We start from the raw sequence: 18,229 nt of genomic DNA on the forward strand, positions 1-18,229 counted from the left end.
CCCTCCAGCAGCCGGGCGACAAAACGCAGACGTTCCTCCATCACCGAAGTCTCTCTCCACGGCATCAACACCTCCCGCAAAAAGCGAAAAGTGTTACCGATGTCTCCGGTACAAAACGTCACCTATCTCTCAGGTCGGACACTAGACTCTCGCTGCCGCCACCGATCGGATCGTATCGCCGGCCGGGATATCCTGCACTTCGGCTTTCACAAGCGGAGCGGCGTCCTTCATTCGAAGCCCGGAACTCAGGATGAGCATCAGAGTAAAGGCCGCGTTGGTGTAGAGCAGGCCGATGGCTTCCGCCAAGCCGCCCACAAGATGCAGCGTCGCGACGGCAGCCAGCATCGTCTTTTCCGCGCGCATCCTTGACGGATCGACGACCATGATCATCGGAACCACCCAGAGCAGCATCAATGCAACGCCGATCCAGCCCACATCCAAGGCGCGGGAAATATAGATGTTGTGCGTCGAGTTGGCATAATCCCAGCCTGAAAGCGCCTTCATGGCGTTCACGATATCCGTGCCACCGGCGGTGGCGAAGCCGTATCCGAACGGCGCCTGATATGTGAATGGCAATGCTGCCTGCCAAAGGCTTGTGCGTCCTGTCAGCGTGATATCGCGGCCGGCGATAGCCGCGAAATCGTCGAGGTTGGCGATCACGACCGACGCCATGCCGACCGTGGCCAATATCCCCAGAGCATAGAGGGTGGTTCGCACGGCGACCGACTTGAGGCGGATGTTGGCAAGCATACCCACGCCCAAAGCGGCGGCAGTTGCAACGGTCGCCGCGGACGAGGAGGCCATGTAAAGGCAGAGCAGACATAAGAGACTGACAACCGCGCGCGCCAGCCTACCCCGTTGCAGGATCTCACCGCCAAAGACCGTCATCAGCAGAATGACGCTCACGAACGGTGCGAAGGTATTCTTATGGTTCATCAGCCCGCGCCAGAGACCGGCGTGGGTGGAGAACATCATGACGTGCGGATCGCCGATAACAGCCAGAGCCACCGACACCAGCATGACCAACACGCTCAATGCCCAGAAGCGGCGAACAGTTTCCTGCACACCATAAATCCGTACGGCCATCGCGCTCATCAGCACGGTCAGGGTCAAGATGATCAAGGCGCTGAACGTGCGGAGAGGATCGATCGACCAAATGAGCGACATGTATGGCAGCGCGGCGGCCGCGAAAAATCCTTTAGGGATGATTTGCAATGCCCTCGGGATAAAGGGAAGGACGACGAGGAGAAAAAGGGCCAACAGGGGCGCGCCGATCTGCTTGCCGATCAGTTCTCCGCCATAAGTCGCGGTACTGATTTTTTCGAAGGCCTGATTGTCGAGGTCGATCCAGCGCAGGGGCATGGCGTAGGCGAAAAACAGCACGAATCCGATGCTGAATATCAACGACCGCTTGATAATCATGGGGGTCCCTACGCAAAGCCTTTGGATATCACGTCTTATGCACAGATCGCAGTTCTCAAGGCAACCATGAGACGGAAACTGCGTTAAAGCACCGCCGGCGTCGGTGGCGATCGACCACATGCCGGTGCCGTCTTTTATCTCTCTTGACAGCTGAAAGTTCCCTACATGTATCGGCCACACGCCGCACAACCATTTGGTGGCGCGCCAAGTCCCGCCGCACCTGCCATTCACATAGCTGGACTTTCGGCTCATTCCGCTCGAACGAAAGTATCATTCCGGCGGGGTAAAGGTCCTGATTTCGTCCAGCGAGTTGACCTTCGGATTGCCCGGTGGGCACAATGTCTCGGCAAAAGCGGAGGTGCCGGAACGGATCCGCCGACGCTTGTTCGGCGTATGAAGCCTGCGGTTCGCGATGCGGGAGAATGCCATGATCAGATATTCGAAGGTTCTGACGGTCGTTTTTGCCGTAGCAGCAGGCGTTTGCCTGGTGGCCTGGCCCTACAGGCTTGACGTTTCCGGTTTCAAGATCGTCGTTTCCCATTCGTCTGCGCTGGCGAAGGACGGCAACAACGGGAATGGGGGGAGCAGCGGCAGCGGCAACAACGGCGGTGGAAACGGCAATGGCGGCGGCAAGGAGAATCGCGGCTCGAACGAGGGGACGTCGAACCAGGGGAAATCGGATGCCGGCGCTGTCGGCGCGGGACCGAAAGACGGCAAGGCCAAGGGCTCGATCTCTCAGGACCGGACCGCCGGCATGGAAGTCCGTCATTCCGACGGGATCAGCGAGGAAATCCGCGAGGGACGCTACATCATGAAGGACAATCGGGGCCGAACGATCGTCAACCGGCGCGCGACATTCGCGGATACGATACGGCTTCGCTTCCTTGTCCGCTGAGGACGACGTATGTCGGTCGTGTGGGGTTTCTTTGCCCGTGACGAGGTCGGCTTTCTGGCCGAGGTCTTCAACGGAATCGGCGATCCCGTTCGCCTGACGCAGGTCGTCAGCAACCTTGTCAACAACGGGCTCAAATTCACGGAACAGGACGGGGTGACGATCCCGGTTGGTCTCGCTTCAAATCGCCTGGGCGAAATTCGTCTGACCGTGGAGGATACGTTCGCGGCGATGGCGGACCTTGATGCGCATGACGCGTCAGGTGTGGCGTGAGCAGATCCGGAACAGGTCAAATCTCGACCTTCGACTGAATATAGGCGATCGGTTCCTTGATCACGATCTCGCCGCCTGCCGTAACAAGCCGCGTGTGCTTGTTCTCGCAGGCCTGGCGCATGGCGATGACCTGGGCGAGATTGACGTATATCTTTTCGTCGTCTTCGGACGTCAGTTCCAACCACATGGCCGCATGTCCTTCAAAATCCAATGCGTTGCGAATTCTTCCTACGCGGGAGACCGGAGTGACAAAGGCGCGTTGTGGCTGGCCTGACTTGCCGCCACTATTTCTTCGCAGCAAGCGTATCGATGTTGATGGGAACAAAGACCTTCGCCTGTCGCTCCGGCGTGCCAATCATTCCCGTGGAAACGATGGTGGCGGAAATGCCGATCATGATGAACAGCAGAAGAAGGACCATGCCTCCCAGCGAGGACGATGGCTTGGCGGTGTTGTCGTAGGACATTGTCGTATCTCGTCTGTGTTGGCACGGTTCGATCTCGGGATTATCGGGGCGGCGCTTCCGCGTCGCCCCTTCCGGGGCAGCTCATGCGAGACTTGCGTGCCGATGATGACAATGACGCCAACGAGACAGATCAGACGGGTTCGGTTCTCATCGTCCTCGTTGGCGTCCGCTGCGTCCGGGGACGCAGAACTCGTCGTCTACTGAAGCACCTGAACGACAGTGCGCGTCTGGGGATCAACGATCACGCGCTGTTCGTTGACGACGGTGTAGGAATAGCGCGGATCTTCCGCGACCGGCATCAGCACCACGTCCTGCGGGATAGGCTTGCCGACCACGATCGGCTGCTTGACCACCACCGACTGCTGGACAGGCTGTTGCTGGACATAGGTCACGACGCGCTGCGGCGGCGGATCGATGGCGGTGCCGGCGATCGCGCCGGCGACACCACCAACTGCTGCTCCCACAGGGCCGCCGACGATTGCGCCGGTGACGGCACCGCCTGCGGCGCCGGTGACAGTGCCTTCCTGGGCGAACGCTACGGATCCGAGCGTACCCGAAACAAGTGCCGCTGCGAGAATAAGTTTCGTTTTCATAACAAGCTCCTTTGATCATTCACACGACCAACAACGTCATACTCGACAAGCCGTTCCATCGCGGGACCTCAGTCCGCAGAGCGCAGGACCATTGTCGCGCCGGGGCAGGGCTAAAGTCCCGTATGGGCGTGTCATGGGTCTTTTTATCAGTAAAAACGGGAACTTAAGAATGGAGGCTCCGTTGAAGCCGCGGTTATGAAGGAGACAGAAAATGGATAACAGCCTGCATGAAGCCCGCTGGCTTCTCATCCCGGTGATCACGATTGTTTTCGCAATGTTAACTTTGGGACTGGCTGCGGGATAACCATAGCTTCCGGGCCAATCGGCACGCGGGCCGGAACAGAAACCCGTTTGCTTCTAGGTCGTCATGACGTTGCGCAACACCATGGCGGCCTCGGTCCGATTGCTGGTGCCGAGCTTGGCGAAGATATGCGTCATATGCTGCTTGATGGTCTTCTCGTGGACGCCGAGCCTCAGCGCGATCCGCTTGTTGCTCAGCCCTTCCGCTACAAGGTTCAGGACTTCCCGCTCGCGGTTTGTCAGGTCGGCGAGCGGATTGGGCTGAGCGTTCGCGGTCGTGGACGACGACATGCCGGAAAGCAGACGCGCCGACAGGGTGGGGGATACATAGGTCTCTCCGGCAGCGACCGAGCGCACGATATCGACCAGCGCCCGCGATCCCACGCCCTTCAGCACATAGGCCTTGGCGCCCCTGGACAGCGCCCCCATGACGTCATCGCTCGTTTCCGAGACCGTCAGCATGATGATCTTCTGGGCCGGGTTCGTTTCGATGATCGGCTGGATCGCGTTCAGTCCGCCGCCTGGCATCGAAATATCCATCAGCAGCACGTCGGGCTTCAGGGTCGAACAGATTTCGAGGGCGTCGTCGCGCGTACCACCTTCTCCGACAATGTCGAAGTCCTGAACCTCCGACAGGATGCGCATGACGCCTTCCCGAAAAAGCGGATGATCATCCACAACAGCGATGGATATGCGTGCCATTATACCGGCTCCATTTCATTGAGGGTCAGGGACATGGCGATCACCGTGCCTTGGCTGGATGTCTCCAACGAGAAGCGTCCGCCAAGGCTCTCGACCCGCTCGCGCAGGCCGGACAGGCCGAGGCTGGACGGCAGGATTCCGGCCGGGTCGAAGCCCGGACCGGTGTCGCTGACGGTAATCGAGATATCGGTGTCGTCGAAGGTCTGGACGACAGATTGGCCGACCCCGCCGCCGTGGCGGAAACTGTTGTTCAGCGCCTCCTGCAGGAAGCGGAAGACGCAGATCTTGGCGGAGAGAGACAGTGGCGGAAAGTTGGGAGACATGGTGAGTTCTACCTGAGTGCCGGTGCGCTGCATATGGGCTTTCAGGGCCCGCTCGATGATTTCCCGCAGGTTGGCGCCTTCGATCTGCGGCAGAACGAGACCGCTGCAGATCGTCCGGATCTCCTGCATCGCCTCGTCAAGGCTGGATTTGATCGAGGCGATTTCGCTGTCGCGCGTTCTGCGTGGGGTCCTCGGACTGGAGACGATGTCGCTGTCGATTTTCAGCGCCGCGAGCGCGACGAGTTGCGCCGGTCCGTCGTGAAGCTCGGCGCCAAGCCGTCGCAGATATCGTTCGTTGAGCGCCGTCGTGCGCTGGGTGGCGCGCTGGACACGCGCATGGAGCTCGCCGTTCTGTGACAGGAGTTCCGACAGTTCATCGACGCGTTGCCGGAGCGTCCGGCGCTGGCTGTCGATGGTCCGGCTGCCGCGGAAGACCAGCACGGACAGGATGGCGAAAAAAGAGATGGTGAAGGCGATGACGGCAAGCCAGCTCTGCAGGCGGGCATGGTTCAGGCTGTGCTGGAAATCGGTGGCCACCTCGTAGAATTCGAGGACGCCGACGACTTCGCCCGACCAGGGCTGCAGCACCGGGTTGTAGATTTCGAGAAGCGGCAATCCGCTGTCGCGCTCGGTCTCGCTGCCGACATCATCGACATCATCGACATCATCGAATTCGGCCACCATGGTGCCGGTCAACGCCGTGCGCAGGTCCTCACTGATTTCCAGCTTTTGACCGATCAGGTTTTTCTCGTTCGAATACAGGATCGTGCCATCCGGCCGCCAGAGCCGGAAGGACATCAGGCGCTTGCCGAGTGCACCTTGGCCAAGAGTCTCGTCCAGTGCGCGTTTGACCGAATCGCTGAGTGTATCGCTGGTCTGCATGTCCGGCAGCAGTGGGGCAATGACGCTATCGACATAAAGGGCGGTGCTGGCCGCGGAATTGCGGGTAACAGCGGTTTCGATCAGGCTGCTGACGAAGGCGCCGACAATGATCATTGCGCCAAGCGAAACCAAGCCTCCGAGAAGGAGGAACTGCTGGGCCAGTGACAGCGAAGTCCAGCGGACAGGTTTGGCGAACAAGCGTCTCATGCATCCTCATCCCCGCAGCCACGATCAGCCCGCGCGCGGTTGGTCGATTAAGTACGGCGCGGTTCCCAGACGTCAATGACGGGTGTTGAAAGGTATCTGGCAGGCATCTTGTGAATTATAATTCATTGAATGAATTAAATTGACATTCGGTTTCCGTTGCGGTTAGGTGCCCATACCGGACTTCGAGGAGGAACTCCGGGTTTCACTGGATCATCGGCCGCCCGCAAGGGCGCCACCGGACATTTGGGAGGGGCTTCGGCCTCGAGGAGGAATCTTGCGCAATTTTCTAAGCACGACCGCATTGGCGGTCCTCGCATCCACGCTTTTCGCCGGCGTCGCCAGCGCCGAAACGGAAAACCCGTTCCGCTGCAAGCCGGGTGAGAAATACGTGATGAACGTCATGGTGTCGGGCGTCGAATACTGGTTCCCGGTCTATGAAATGTTCAAGCAGGCCGGCCAGCAACTCGGCTGCGAGACGGCCTATACCGGCACGCCGGAATATGACGTCAACAAGCAGATAGCCACCTTCGACCAGGCGCTGGCCCAGAACCCGGCCGGCATCCTCGTCCATCCGATGAATTCCGACCCCTTCATCGAGCCGATCAACCGGGCGATTGACCAGGGCACGGCCGTCGTCACCTTCGCAGCCGATGCGCCGCTCTCCAAGCGCATCTCCTTCATCACTTCGGACAATACCCGCGAAGGCACGTATGCCGCTGACGCGATCGCCGGAAAGATGGGCGGCAAGGGCGAATACGCGGTTCTGGAAAACCCCGGCCAGGACAACCATGACAAGCGCATCGCCGCCTTCATCGCCCGCATGGAGGAAAAATACCCGGACATGAAGCTGGTCGGCCGCGCGGCCTCCAACCAGGATCCGAACAAGGCCTACCAGGGCTTGATGAGCCTCAAGCAGGCACATCCGGATCTCGGTGCGGTGTTCATGCCGGAAGCCAACTCGGCAATCGGCGCGTCGCAGGCCAACCAGGAAACCGGTGGCAAGATCCTCGTCATGTGCGCCGACGTCAATGCCAACATCCTCGACATGATCAAGGCGGGCCAAGTCTTCGGTTCGATCAACCCGAACCAGGGAATGCAGGGCTATATGGGCTTCATGCTCCTGTGGCTTGCCAAGCATCCGGAACTGATCGACCCGATGAACGACGCCAAGCGCGCCGGCTTCAACCCGATGAGCATTCCGTTTGTCGACAACGGCCTGTCGATCGTCACCGCCGACAATGCCGACGACTTCTACTGGGACAAGTACCTGAAGCGGCGGGGCACGAAGGGGATTGACGAGTAATCCTTGTTTCGGCTGCCCGGGTAACTCCGGGCAGCCACCGCAAGCTCTGAAGAGGATCATGTGATGGCGTCCCAGCCGGTTCTGGAAATCCGCAATCTCAGCAAGCACTTCGGTGCTGTGAATGCGTTGACGGATGTGAGCTTCAGCCTCGAACGCGGCGAAGTCCATGCGCTCTGCGGCGAAAATGGCGCCGGCAAGTCGACGCTGATGAACATCATCGCCGGTGTGTTGCAGCCGAGCGAAGGCGAAATCCTGCTGGATGGCGCCGTGGTCAAGGTGACGTCTCCGGCCGTGGCACAATCCCTCGGGCTTGGTCTCGTGCACCAGGAAATCGCGCTCTGCCCCGATGCGACGGTGGCCGAAAACATGTTCATGGCCGCGACCAACCGGAGGGGTACGCCCTTCATGAACTACGGCAGGTTGGAGCGGGACGCGCAAGCGGTGATGAACCGGCTGGCGCCGATCGATGTGCGTCACAAGGTCTCGGAATTGTCGATTTCCAGCCAGCAACTGGTCGAGATCGCCAAGGCGCTGACGCTCGATTGCCGGGTGCTGATCTTCGACGAGCCGACAGCGGCGCTGACGGAAGCCGAGGCGCAGGTCCTGTTCGGCATTATCCGTGACCTGAAGGCGCGGGGCATTTCGATCATCTATATCAGCCACCGGATGGCAGAGATTTTTAGCCTCTGCGACCGGGTGACGGTGTTCCGCGATGGTCGGTATGTCTCGACCGAGAAGGTGGTTGATGTGACGCCGGATGATGTCGTGCGCCGCATGGTCGGACGCGAGATCACCCAGCTCTATCCGGAAAAGCAGGCAGCGGGCGAGCATTCCACGGAGATTATTCTGGATGTCCGCACCCTCGGCGACGGCGCGCGCTTCCGTAACGTGAGCTTTGAGCTGCGCAAGGGTGAAATCCTCGGAATCGGCGGACTGATCGGTTCGGGCCGGACGGAGATCGCCGAGGGCATCTGCGGATTGCGGTCGGTCACGCAGGGCGAGGTGTCGTTGAACGGGACGCGATTGCATGCCCGGTCCTATGCGCAAGCCGTGAGCGCCGGTCTGGTTTATCTTTCCGAGGACCGAAAGGGCAGCGGCGTCTTCCTCGATCTGTCGATCGCGCAGAACATCGCCGTTCTCGACCTGAAATCACTGACCGGTCCGCTCGGGCTCCTGAACGCAAAGGCGCAAGCCGCGCTGGCCACGGACCTCGTCCGGCGGCTCGGGATACGCATGGGCGGGATCGGCATGCCGGTCTCGTCGCTGTCGGGCGGCAACCAGCAGAAGGTGGCGATCGCCAAGCAACTGGCTGTCAATCCCAAGGTTATCCTGATGGACGAGCCGACGCGCGGCATCGATGTCGGGGCGAAATCGGAAATCCACCGGTTGCTGCGCGATCTCGCGCGCTCCGGCATCGGCATCGTTGTTATTTCCTCGGAATTGCCGGAACTGCTGGGCTTATGCGACCGGGTTCTGGTGATTCGCGAGGGCGAAGTCGCCGGCGAGGTCGGGGAGGGCGAGATGAGCGAAGAGGCAATCATGAGGCTGGCCTCCGGCGTCGGCGGGCATGAAAACGCAAAGGCATCAGAGCATGCGGCGTGAAGAAAAAGCAGGGGCAGGAGACAGGATCATGGCGAACGCGACTTTGACAACGGCGCATCAGGTGCGCGCACCCGGCTGGAAGCGGCTGGGGAGCATGCGCGAGGCGGGCCTGATCGCAATTATCCTCGGCCTCTGCATCATCATGACCTTTGCCTCGCCGCATTTCCTGACGCTGGGCAATCTTCGGGCGATGCTGATGTCGTTTTCGGTGGAGGGGGTCGTCGTCGTCGGAATGACCATCCTGCTGATCGTCGGCGGCATCGACCTGTCGGTCGGCTCGGTGGTCTGCTTTTCCATGGTCGTATCCGGATCGCTGTTCCTGATGGGGATCGATCCGTGGACTGCCTCGCTGATCGGCATCATCGCCAGCGGCCTGATCGGCTGCGTCATGGGTTTCTTCGTGACGGTCGTGGGGCTCAATCACTTCATCACCTCGCTTGCCGCCATGGTGATCGTGCGCGGCGTCTGCCTGATCATCACCAAGGGAACACCGCTGTCGCTGTTCACCTTGCCGCCCTCGTTCAAGGCGGTCGGGCAGGGGACGTTTCATGGCGTTCCCTACGTCATCCTGATCTTCGTCGCCGTCGTTGCGCTGTTCGATTTCCTGCTGCGTCGTGCCACGGCCTTCCGCAAGGTCTTCTACACCGGCAGCAACGAGAAGGCGGCGCTCTATTCCGGCATCAAGACCAACCAGGTGAAATTCTGGGTGACGGTACTGTGCGCCACGCTCTCGGGGGTTGCCGGCGTCATCTACATGTCCCGCTTCGGTGCCGCCACGCCGACCTTTGGCGTCGGCATGGAGCTCAATATCATCGCGGCGGCGGTGATTGGCGGGGCGTCGCTGAATGGCGGTTCGGGCACCATCCTCGGCGCAATTCTGGGTATCGCTCTGCTCTCCGTCGTGACAAGCTCGCTTATCCTGCTCGATGTTTCCGTCTATTGGCAGGACATGATCAAGGGCTGCATTCTGCTCGCGGCTGTTTCCATCGACCATTTTCTGCACAAGCGGAAGGCTGCCTGATATGTCGCCCAATCGGCCGATTGCCAAACTGAAGACCATGCATGCGCCGCGCGAGGAAATCGTCATCGCCCGGCAGATGCACCAGGCGCTGGTCCTGCATTTTCTCGAGGGCCTGACGCAGGCGCAGATCGCCGACCAGCTCGGTATTTCCCAGCCCACCGTCAACCGGCTGATCAAGCGTGGCCGCCAGCTTGGCCTCGTCGAGATCAAGATCAAGTCGCCGGTCGAACCTCTGGTCGACATGGAAGAACAGCTTCTGGCGCTCGGCGGCATCAGCCGCGCCATCGTCGTGCCGACGGTCTCCGACAATCCGCAAACCGCCCTTCAGGCCGTCGGCGAGGCCGCGGCACGGCTTTTGCTGGAGGAGATTTCCGACGGCGACACGATCTGCATCACCGGCGGCAAGGGTGTCAGCGCCGTCGTTGCCGGGCTTCAACCGCCGCGGCGCTTCGATATCGAGGTGATCCCGGCGACCGGCTGCGTTCAGGGCAAGCACTATACCGACGTCAATCACGTCTCGACCCTGATGGCGGATCGGCTCGGCGGACGTTCCTACCAGATCCACGCGCCGCTGTTTGCAGACAGTGCCGCCGAGCGCGGCATGCTGATCAACATGCGGTCGGTGGCCGATGTCTTCCAGCGGGCGCGCGAGGCGAAGATCGCCGTTGTCGGCATCGGTTCGATCCTGTCGGACGATTCTAGCTATTACGACCTGCATCCCTCCTCGAGCACGGACCGCGGGGCGATCGAACGATCCGGCGCCTCTTGTGAACTGCTGGCGCACCTGCTCGATGATCGTGGCCAGGTCTGCGACTACAGCCTCAACCGGTCGCTTGTGTCGCTGACATTGCCGGAGTTCACGTCGATTCCGACCAAGATCGGGGTGGCGAGCGGGGCAAACAAGGCGGGCCCGATCCTCAGCGTCATGCGCGGCAATCATCTCGATACTTTGGTGACGGACGAGGCGACGGGGATGCGGGTCCTGGAACTGGCACGTGAAGGGAAACAGGCATGAGCGGGCAGCAATTGATACGTCAGATCGGCAAATCCAGCGTTTCGGCTTCGGCCGTTGGCCTCGGCACCTGGGCGATCGGTGGCTGGATGTGGGGTGGGACCGACGAAAAGGAATCCATCGCCGCGATCCGGGCCTCGCTCGATGCCGGGGTGACGCTGATCGATACCGCGCCGGCCTACGGGTTGGGACGCTCGGAAGAGATCGTCGGCAAGGCGTTGGCCGGACGGCGCGACAAGGCGGTGATCGCGACGAAATGCGGACTGGTCTGGCATACACAGAAGGGCCGGCATTTCTTCGATCAGGAAGGCAAGCCCGTTCACCGCTATCTCGGCCGCGATGCGATCCTGCATGAGGTCGAGCAGAGCCTGAAGCGGCTTGGAACAGACTATATCGACCTCTGCATCACCCATTGGCAGGATCCGACGACACCGATCGAGGAGACGATGCGGGCTCTGGAAGACCTGCGTGCCGCCGGAAAGATCCGGGCGATCGGTGCCAGCAATGTCAGCCGCGACGACCTCGATGCCTATATTGCGGTCGGCGGTCTCGATGCGATCCAGGAACGGTTCAGCATGATGGACCGCGAGATCGAGGCAGAGCTTTTGCCGCTGACCCGGGCCCAAGGGATCGCGACGCTGAGTTATTCGTCACTGGCACTGGGGCTGCTGTCGGGAACAGTCGGACCGGGCCGCGTCTTTTCCGGCGACGACCAGCGCAGGGACAATCCGCGCTTTTCGGTCGGCAACAGGCAAAAGGCAGCGGCCCTTGCGGACAGCATACGATCGGTGGCGGAAAGGCACGGGGCGAGCATCGCGCAAATCGTCATTGCCTGGACGCTGGCACAGCCCGGCGTCACCTTCGCGCTGTGTGGCGCGCGAAATCCGGCGCAGGCGCTCGACAATGCGCGGGCGGGAACGATCAGACTGGATGCGGCCGATCTTTCGGTCATCGATGCGGCCATATCGGCGAAACTGACTGATATGGACAGGTAGCGGATCATCATCATGAAACGTGAAGAGATATTGGACGGGCTCCGCCACAGCCCGAAGGTGGATGTGTGCGTCATCGGCGGCGGCATCAACGGCATCAGCGTCTTTCGGGAACTGGCGCTGCAGGGGCTCAGCGTGCTGCTGGTCGAGAAGCACGACTATTGCTCCGGCGCCAGTTCAGCCCTGTCGCGCATGGTGCATGGCGGCCTTCGCTACCTTGAAAACGGCGAGTTCAAGCTGGTGCAGGAATCGTTGGTCGAGCGTGACCGGCTGTTGCGCAACGCGCCGCATTACGTTGCGCCATTGCCGACGACAGTGCCGGTGTTCGATATCTTCTCCGGTCTCGGCAATGGCATCGTCCGGTTTCTAGGCCTCAGCCGCCGGCCGAGCCGGCGCGGCGCGGTCGCCATCAAGGCGGGTCTCGGCATCTACGATTTCCTGACGCGAAAGCGGGCGCTGATGCCGCGCCACCAGTTTCGCGGCCGGCGCACGACATTGGAAAAATGGCCGTCGCTCAATCCCGACATCAAGAGTTCCGCCACCTATTTCGATGCCTGGGTCAGTCATCCTGAACGGTTGGGCATCGAGCTTTTGCAGGATGGTCTTGCCGCGAATGGTGAGGCGAGGGCTTTGAATTATGCCGAACTGCGCCGCGACGCGGAGGGGGGCTACCGGTTGGAGGACCGGATCGGCGGTGGAGCCTGCACCATCGAGCCGGCGCTGATCATCAACGCGACCGGCGGCTGGATCGACATCGCCAACGAGATGCTGTTGTCGCGGCAGTCGCGACCGGTGCCGCTGATGGGGGGCACAAAGGGTTCGCACCTGATCATCGACAATGCCGCCCTATACGACGCACTGGCCGGTCACATGATCTACTACGAAAACGAGGACGGGCGAATCTGCATCCTCTTTCCCTATCTCGGCAAGGTTCTGGTCGGCTCCACCGATATTCGCGTCGATGATCCGGAAGCGGTGCGCTGCGAGGCGGACGAGCGGGACTACATCCTGCAGTCGCTCGCCTTCGTGCTGCCGGGCATCCCCATCCGGCAGGAGGAGATCGTCTTCCAGTTTTCGGGCGTGCGGCCCCTGCCGGCGAGCAATGACAGCTTCACGGGGCGCATCCCGCGCGACCATTTCTGCACTATGGTCGAGCCGGGCGATGGCGGCCCGCCGGTGCTCTGCATGATCGGCGGCAAGTGGACGACGTTTCGCTCCTTCGGCGAAATGGCTGCCGACATGGCGCTGGAAAAGCTCGGCAGGACGCGCCGTGTCGCAACAGCCGACCGTCCGATTGGCGGCGGGCGGGGGTTTCCGGAAAATGCGGTCGTCTGGTTGTCTCGCGTCACCTCGGAGACCGGGCTTTCCAGTGAGCGTCTGGCCAAACTGTTTGGTCGTTACGGAACGGATGCCGAGGCGATAGGCTTGTTCATCGTCGCTGGCGCCGATGCACCCCTGCCGCATGGCGGCTACTCTACGCGCGAATTGCAGTTCCTGATCGATACGGAAGCCGTCGAACATCTCGATGACCTGCTTTTGCGGCGCACGACGATGGCCATCTGCGGCGAACTCTCGCTCGACATGGTCGATGCATCCCTTGATGTCCTGGCGCGGGAAAAGCGTTGGACGCCAGCACGATGCGCCGGCGAGCGCAGCCGATTTCTCACTCTTCTCAGCGAACGGCACGGTGTCGACGAAGCCATGCTTATCGCACGCAACGAACAAAGGAGCACAGAATGCGACACAACAGCAAAGTCCGGATGAACCGGTTGTTCGGCGGTGGCCGCTGCCTCGACGTGGCGATCGATCACGGCGTCTGCAACGAACCATCCTTCCTGGATGGGCTGGAGGATATTCAGGCCGTCGTCGCCTCGCTGGTCGCTGCCGCACCCGACGCGATCCAGATGAACCACGGCCAGGCGGACCTGTTGCAGGATGTACCCGGCAAGGACAAGCCGGCGCTGGTCATGCGTCTCGACATGGGCAATCCCTATAACCGCACCCGCCATCGCCACATGTGGGCGGTGTTGCAGAACGAGGCCGAGCCTTTGATCGGTGCTCTCCAGATGGATGCGGCCTGCGTCGTGGTCAATCTGTTCATGCTGCCGGACGAGCCGGACCTGTTTCGCCAATGCGTCGCGAATATTTCCCGCGTGCGGGCCGATTGTGACAAATACGGCATGCCGCTGATGATCGAGCCGCTGGTGATGCAGCCGGTCACCGAACGGGGCGGCTACATGGTCGATGGCAATGCCGAGAAGATCGTCACCCTGACGCGGCTTGCCCGCGAGATGGGTGCCGACATCGTCAAGGCCGATCCGACCGACAATCCGCAGGATTTCCACAGGGTGGTGGAAGCGGCGCGATGCCCGGTTCTAGTGCGTGGCGGCGGCAAGGAAGACCTGCGAACGGTCTTTGACAAGTCCGCGGCCTTGATGCGCCAGGGCGCAATGGGCATGGTCTACGGGCGCAACATTTACCAGCATGCCAATCCGGGTGCGGTGGTGCGTGGGCTGATGGCGATCATCCACGAGAATGCGAGCGGCGAACAGGCCTTCGCATTGTATCAGCAGGGCTGAACTGCGGTTTTCGAGCCTTGGGAGGGGTTCTGTATGGGTGACTATCTTTTAGGGCTCGACGCCGGCAACACCGTCATCAAGGCGGTGATCTTCGACAAGGCGGGCAACGAGATCGCGGCGGCGGCCGAGGAGGGGCATAGCCGCATGCCGTCCCCCGGCCATGTCGAGCGCGGGCTGGACGAACTCTGGACGAATGCCCGCCATGTCATCCGCGCCTGTATCGAACAGGCGCGGATCCGGCCGGACGAAATCGCGGCGATCGGCTGCGCCGGACACGGCAACGGGCTTTATGCGCTGGATCGCGATGGCAACCCCTTGCTCGGCATTCAGTCGCTCGACACGCGCGCATCCGGCCTCGTCGAGGAATGGCGGGCGGCGGACGTCGGCGAACGGACCTATCCGATTGCCCGGCAACGTCCCTGGCCGTCGCAGACACCCACGCTTCTCGCTTGGCTGAAACGCCACCGACCGGAGCAGTTCAAGCGTATCGGCACGGTGTTTTTCTCCAAGGATTTTGTCGTCAATCGCCTGACCGGCAGCCGTGTCAGCGAAGTATCGGACATGTCCGGCGCCGGATTGCTCGATCTTGCCGCGCGCCGCTATGACAAGGCACTGATGGAGGCTTATGGCCTTGGGGATTGCATGGACCTATTGCCGAAACTCATCGAAAGTGCCGATATTGCCGGCACGGTAACCGAAGAGGTGGCGCGGGAAACGGGGCTTGCCGCTGGAACGCCGGTGGTCGGCGGACTGTTCGATGTCGTTGCCTCGGCGCTCGGCTCGGGCGTTTCGAAAACCGGCAGCGCCTCGATCATTGCCGGCACCTGGAGCATCAACCAGGTGATCATCGATCGTCCCGATCTCGACGGGCCTGTCTTCATGTCCTCGACATTCGACCGGACCCGCTACATGGCGATGGAGAACAGCGCCACCTCGGCAGCCAATCTCGAATGGCTTGTCCGTGAGTTCTTCGAGGGCGAGCATGCGGATGGTGTCTCGCCTTTCGATGCCTGTTGCGCGCTGGCGGGCGCAATCGAGCCTGCGGCGGATGATCCGCTCTACCATCCCTATCTCTACGGCGCCCAGCAGGACGGCCACGCCCGCGCCGGTTTCTACGGCATCGCCGGCTGGCATACCAGGGGGCATCTGGTGCGGGCGCTTCTCGAAGGCGTCGCCTTTGGCCATCGTGCCCATATCGAAACGATGCGGCGGGCTGGGGCCGCTTTCAACGAGGCGGTTCTCTCGGGCGGTGGCTCGCGCAGCCTGATCTGGCCGCAGATATTCGCCGATGTGCTCGGCCTACCCGTAACCGTGGCCTTTTCGCGCGAGACTGGCGCGCTCGGGGCAGCGATCGCTGCCGGCACCGGCACCGGCATGTTCAGTGATTTCACGGAGGGTGCGGCGGCGATGGTTCGCACGGAGCGGCATTATCGTCCCAACGTCGCGCTCGAGAGCCATTATGCACGGCGTTACGCTCTTTACCGGGATATGGCTGATGCCATGGCGCCGCTCTGGCGTCGTCTGACGGCAACCGAGCCGGCTGTATCGGGAGTGGCGGCGTGAACATGCCTATGAATGATCAGGCGATCGATGCAGGCACCTACGATTTCATCATCGTCGGGGCGGGATCGGCCGGCTGTGTACTCGCCAATCGCCTCTCGGCCGATCCGAAGACGCGGGTCCTTCTCCTCGAGGCCGGTGGTAGCGACCGGTACCATTGGGTTCACGTGCCGATCGGCTATCTCTATTGCATGGGCAATCCCCGCACGGACTGGATGATGAAGACGGCGGCGGAGGAAGGCCTCAACGGCCGGTCGCTCAACTATCCGCGTGGCAAGGTTCTGGGGGGATGTTCCTCGATCAACGGCATGATCTACATGCGGGGGCAGGCGGCCGATTATGACGGCTGGCGGCAGGCCGGCAATACCGGCTGGGGCTGGGACGACGTGCTGCCGTATTTCCTTAAGTCCGAGGACAATTATCGCGGCAAGTCGGACATGCATGGTGCGGGTGGCGAATGGCGGGTGGAGCGCCAACGCCTGTCCTGGCCGATCCTCGATGCCTTTCGCGATGCTGCGGAGGAGTTGGGTATTCCGAAAACCGACGATTTCAACGATGGCGACAACGAGGGCTCGGGCTATTTCGAGGTCAACCAGCGCGGCGGCCTGCGCTGGAACACCACAAAGGCATTCCTGCGCCCGGCAATGAAGCGACAGAACCTGCGCGTCCTGACGGGCGCGGAAACGGAACGGCTTGTGTTCGATGGCAAGGTCGCGACGGGTGTCCGGTTCCGGCTGAACGGTCAGCCTCAGGTTGCCTGCGCCAGCCGCGAAGTCATCCTCTGTGCCGGTGCGATCAATTCGCCGAAAATCCTGGAGCTTTCAGGGATTGGGCGTCCGGACATTCTGTCGGAAGCCAGTATCGACGTGACCCACGAACTGTCCGGCGTTGGCGAGAACCTGCAGGACCATCTGCAGATTCGCACTGTCTTCCGGATCGATGGCGCAAGGACATTGAACCAGCTTTATCACAACCTTTTCACCCGCGCGGGGATGGGGATCGAATATATGCTGCGCCGTTCGGGGCCGCTGTCGATGGCGCCGAGCCAACTCGGCATCTTCGCCAGGAGCGATCCGGCCGTCGCTACGGCCGATCTCGAATATCATGTGCAGCCGCTGAGCACCGACCGGCTCGGCGAGCCACTGCACAAATTTCCAGCGGTTACCGTATCGGTCTGTAATCTCAGGCCGGAAAGCCGGGGAACGGTGCATGTCGCCGGGCCGGATGTTGCCGCACCGCCGCAAATCCGTCCGCACTATCTCTCGACGGCAGGCGACCGGATCGTGGCGACGAAATCGGTTCGGCATGCGCGCCGGCTGATGCAGGCCGACGCCATCCGCAAATACAGGCCGCAGGAGATGCTGCCCGGGATTGAATTCCAGAGCGACGAGGACTTGATCCGCCGGGTCGGCGATATCGCCACGACGATCTTTCATCCGGTCGGGACCTGTAAGATGGGTGATGACGGCATGGCCGTCGTCGATCCGCAACTGCGCGTCCACGGGGTATCGAGGTTGCGGGTGGTCGATGCCTCGATCATGCCGTCGATCGTGTCGGGAAACACCAATTCGCCCGTCATCATGATCGCTGAAAAGGCAGCCGATCTGATCTTATCCTCACGGTAAGCGGCCACGGCAGCAACCAACCGGCATCGCCCGGTCGAGGCGTCGCTTGAATGTGATGTCCATATACGAAAAGCGGCGAAATGGTTCTGGACCATTTCGCCGCTGCTGTTTTCCTGGGCAACCTATGCGTTTTGTTTCAGGGACGTTTCTTGCGCTGCTTTGCGAAGGCAGCGCGCGAAACGAGGTCTGCAGGTGCGGAGCCTGCGTTTAATTGAAGCGGATAGCCGTTTCAAAATCGGGAATCGAAACGCCGATTTCCTCGCGGCTCTTCAGTTCGTTCGAGACTGCTTTCATCGCCATTTCGATGCAATATTCCAGCGCGGATGCGTCCAACTGGCGGGCGCTGTCGCGGATATGGTTCAGCATGCGGGCGATCGTATTGAAATCTTCAGTTTCCGTCGAAATGGTGTCGAGATTATCCATGGCCAAAATCCTGCGGGGTTGGAGGCTTGACCGATACTATAATGGAGATTTTCG

General features: G+C 61.2%; 19 protein-coding genes. 11 read left to right on the forward strand and 8 right to left on the reverse strand.

Features of this window, described 5'->3' with window-relative positions; genetic code table 11:
• Window positions 1-141: 141 nt before the first annotated feature.
• Together VL202_RS24790 and VL202_RS24795 are read right to left on the reverse strand one after the other, a co-directional pair.
• Entirely contained in the window at window positions 142-1,422 is a 1,281-nt protein-coding gene (locus VL202_RS24790) for an O-antigen ligase family protein (RefSeq protein WP_325466719.1), read from the reverse strand.
• Between the two features lie 270 nt (window positions 1,423-1,692).
• Entirely contained in the window at window positions 1,693-1,851 is a 159-nt protein-coding gene (locus tag VL202_RS24795; RefSeq protein WP_325466720.1) for a hypothetical protein, read from the reverse strand.
• On the opposite strand from VL202_RS24795, the gene VL202_RS24800 reads away from it, so the two are divergent.
• Window positions 1,850-2,317, forward strand: coding sequence for a hypothetical protein (locus VL202_RS24800; RefSeq protein ID WP_325466721.1), 468 nt, complete (start codon window positions 1,850-1,852; stop codon window positions 2,315-2,317). The two genes, VL202_RS24795 and VL202_RS24800, sit on opposite strands and share 2 nt — an antisense overlap.
• 9 nt (window positions 2,318-2,326) lie before the next feature.
• Window positions 2,327-2,587 carry an ATP-binding protein gene (locus tag VL202_RS24805; RefSeq protein WP_325466722.1) on the forward strand — a complete coding sequence of 87 codons (261 nt, stop codon included), beginning with the start codon at window positions 2,327-2,329 and terminating at the stop codon, window positions 2,585-2,587.
• 16 nt (window positions 2,588-2,603) lie between these two features.
• Here VL202_RS24805 and VL202_RS24810 read toward each other — a convergent pair whose 3' ends face one another.
• From VL202_RS24810 to VL202_RS24830, 5 genes are all read right to left on the reverse strand, one after another.
• Complete coding sequence (locus VL202_RS24810; RefSeq protein WP_325466723.1) at window positions 2,604-2,774, reverse strand: hypothetical protein; 171 nt, start codon at window positions 2,772-2,774, stop codon at window positions 2,604-2,606.
• Window positions 2,775-2,871: 97 nt separating this feature from the next.
• Complete coding sequence (locus VL202_RS24815) at window positions 2,872-3,051, reverse strand: hypothetical protein (protein WP_325466724.1); 180 nt, start codon at window positions 3,049-3,051, stop codon at window positions 2,872-2,874.
• Window positions 3,052-3,248: 197 nt separating this feature from the next.
• A complete protein-coding gene (locus VL202_RS24820; RefSeq protein ID WP_325466725.1) occupies window positions 3,249-3,644 on the reverse strand; it encodes a DUF1236 domain-containing protein in 396 nt (131 codons plus the stop codon).
• 357 nt (window positions 3,645-4,001) lie between these two features.
• Window positions 4,002-4,649, reverse strand: coding sequence for a response regulator transcription factor (locus VL202_RS24825; protein WP_325466750.1), 648 nt, complete (start codon window positions 4,647-4,649; stop codon window positions 4,002-4,004).
• On the reverse strand, window positions 4,646-6,058 hold the full coding sequence (locus tag VL202_RS24830; RefSeq protein WP_325466726.1) for a sensor histidine kinase: 1,413 nt from the start codon (window positions 6,056-6,058) through the stop codon (window positions 4,646-4,648). The genes VL202_RS24825 and VL202_RS24830 overlap by 4 nt, the downstream gene beginning before the upstream one ends.
• Before the next feature lie 274 nt (window positions 6,059-6,332).
• Between VL202_RS24830 and VL202_RS24835 the strand changes: the two genes are divergently transcribed.
• The 9 genes from VL202_RS24835 (at window position 6,333) to VL202_RS24875 (ending at window position 17,752) form a co-directional block, all read left to right on the forward strand.
• Window positions 6,333-7,361, forward strand: coding sequence for a substrate-binding domain-containing protein (locus tag VL202_RS24835; protein WP_325466727.1), 1,029 nt, complete (start codon window positions 6,333-6,335; stop codon window positions 7,359-7,361).
• 63 nt (window positions 7,362-7,424) lie between these two features.
• Window positions 7,425-8,963, forward strand: coding sequence for a sugar ABC transporter ATP-binding protein (locus VL202_RS24840; protein WP_325466728.1), 1,539 nt, complete (start codon window positions 7,425-7,427; stop codon window positions 8,961-8,963).
• A gap of 28 nt (window positions 8,964-8,991) precedes the next feature.
• On the forward strand, window positions 8,992-9,984 hold the full coding sequence (locus tag VL202_RS24845) for an ABC transporter permease (protein WP_325466729.1): 993 nt from the start codon (window positions 8,992-8,994) through the stop codon (window positions 9,982-9,984).
• A 1-nt stretch (window position 9,985) separates the two neighbouring features.
• Window positions 9,986-10,999 (forward strand): sugar-binding transcriptional regulator, encoded by a 1,014-nt coding sequence (locus VL202_RS24850; RefSeq protein ID WP_325466730.1) that lies wholly within the window; start codon window positions 9,986-9,988, stop codon window positions 10,997-10,999.
• Window positions 10,996-11,991 carry an aldo/keto reductase gene (locus tag VL202_RS24855; protein ID WP_325466731.1) on the forward strand — a complete coding sequence of 332 codons (996 nt, stop codon included), beginning with the start codon at window positions 10,996-10,998 and terminating at the stop codon, window positions 11,989-11,991. The genes VL202_RS24850 and VL202_RS24855 overlap by 4 nt, the downstream gene beginning before the upstream one ends.
• Window positions 11,992-12,003: 12 nt before the next feature.
• Window positions 12,004-13,752, forward strand: a complete 1,749-nt coding sequence (locus tag VL202_RS24860; RefSeq protein ID WP_325466732.1) for a glycerol-3-phosphate dehydrogenase/oxidase — start codon at window positions 12,004-12,006, stop codon at window positions 13,750-13,752.
• A complete protein-coding gene (locus tag VL202_RS24865) occupies window positions 13,725-14,567 on the forward strand; it encodes an aldolase (protein WP_325466733.1) in 843 nt (280 codons plus the stop codon). The genes VL202_RS24860 and VL202_RS24865 overlap by 28 nt, the downstream gene beginning before the upstream one ends.
• Window positions 14,568-14,600: 33 nt before the next feature.
• Complete coding sequence (locus VL202_RS24870) at window positions 14,601-16,130, forward strand: FGGY-family carbohydrate kinase (protein WP_325466734.1); 1,530 nt, start codon at window positions 14,601-14,603, stop codon at window positions 16,128-16,130.
• Between the two features lie 8 nt (window positions 16,131-16,138).
• Window positions 16,139-17,752 carry a GMC family oxidoreductase gene (locus tag VL202_RS24875; RefSeq protein WP_414692945.1) on the forward strand — a complete coding sequence of 538 codons (1,614 nt, stop codon included), beginning with the start codon at window positions 16,139-16,141 and terminating at the stop codon, window positions 17,750-17,752.
• Between the two features lie 207 nt (window positions 17,753-17,959).
• Here VL202_RS24875 and VL202_RS24880 read toward each other — a convergent pair whose 3' ends face one another.
• On the reverse strand, window positions 17,960-18,175 hold the full coding sequence (locus VL202_RS24880; protein ID WP_325466736.1) for a hypothetical protein: 216 nt from the start codon (window positions 18,173-18,175) through the stop codon (window positions 17,960-17,962).
• Between the last annotated feature and the right edge of the window lie 54 nt (window positions 18,176-18,229).

This window comes from Pararhizobium sp. (assembly GCF_035497515.1).
Taxonomy (GTDB): domain Bacteria; phylum Pseudomonadota; class Alphaproteobacteria; order Rhizobiales; family Rhizobiaceae; genus Pararhizobium.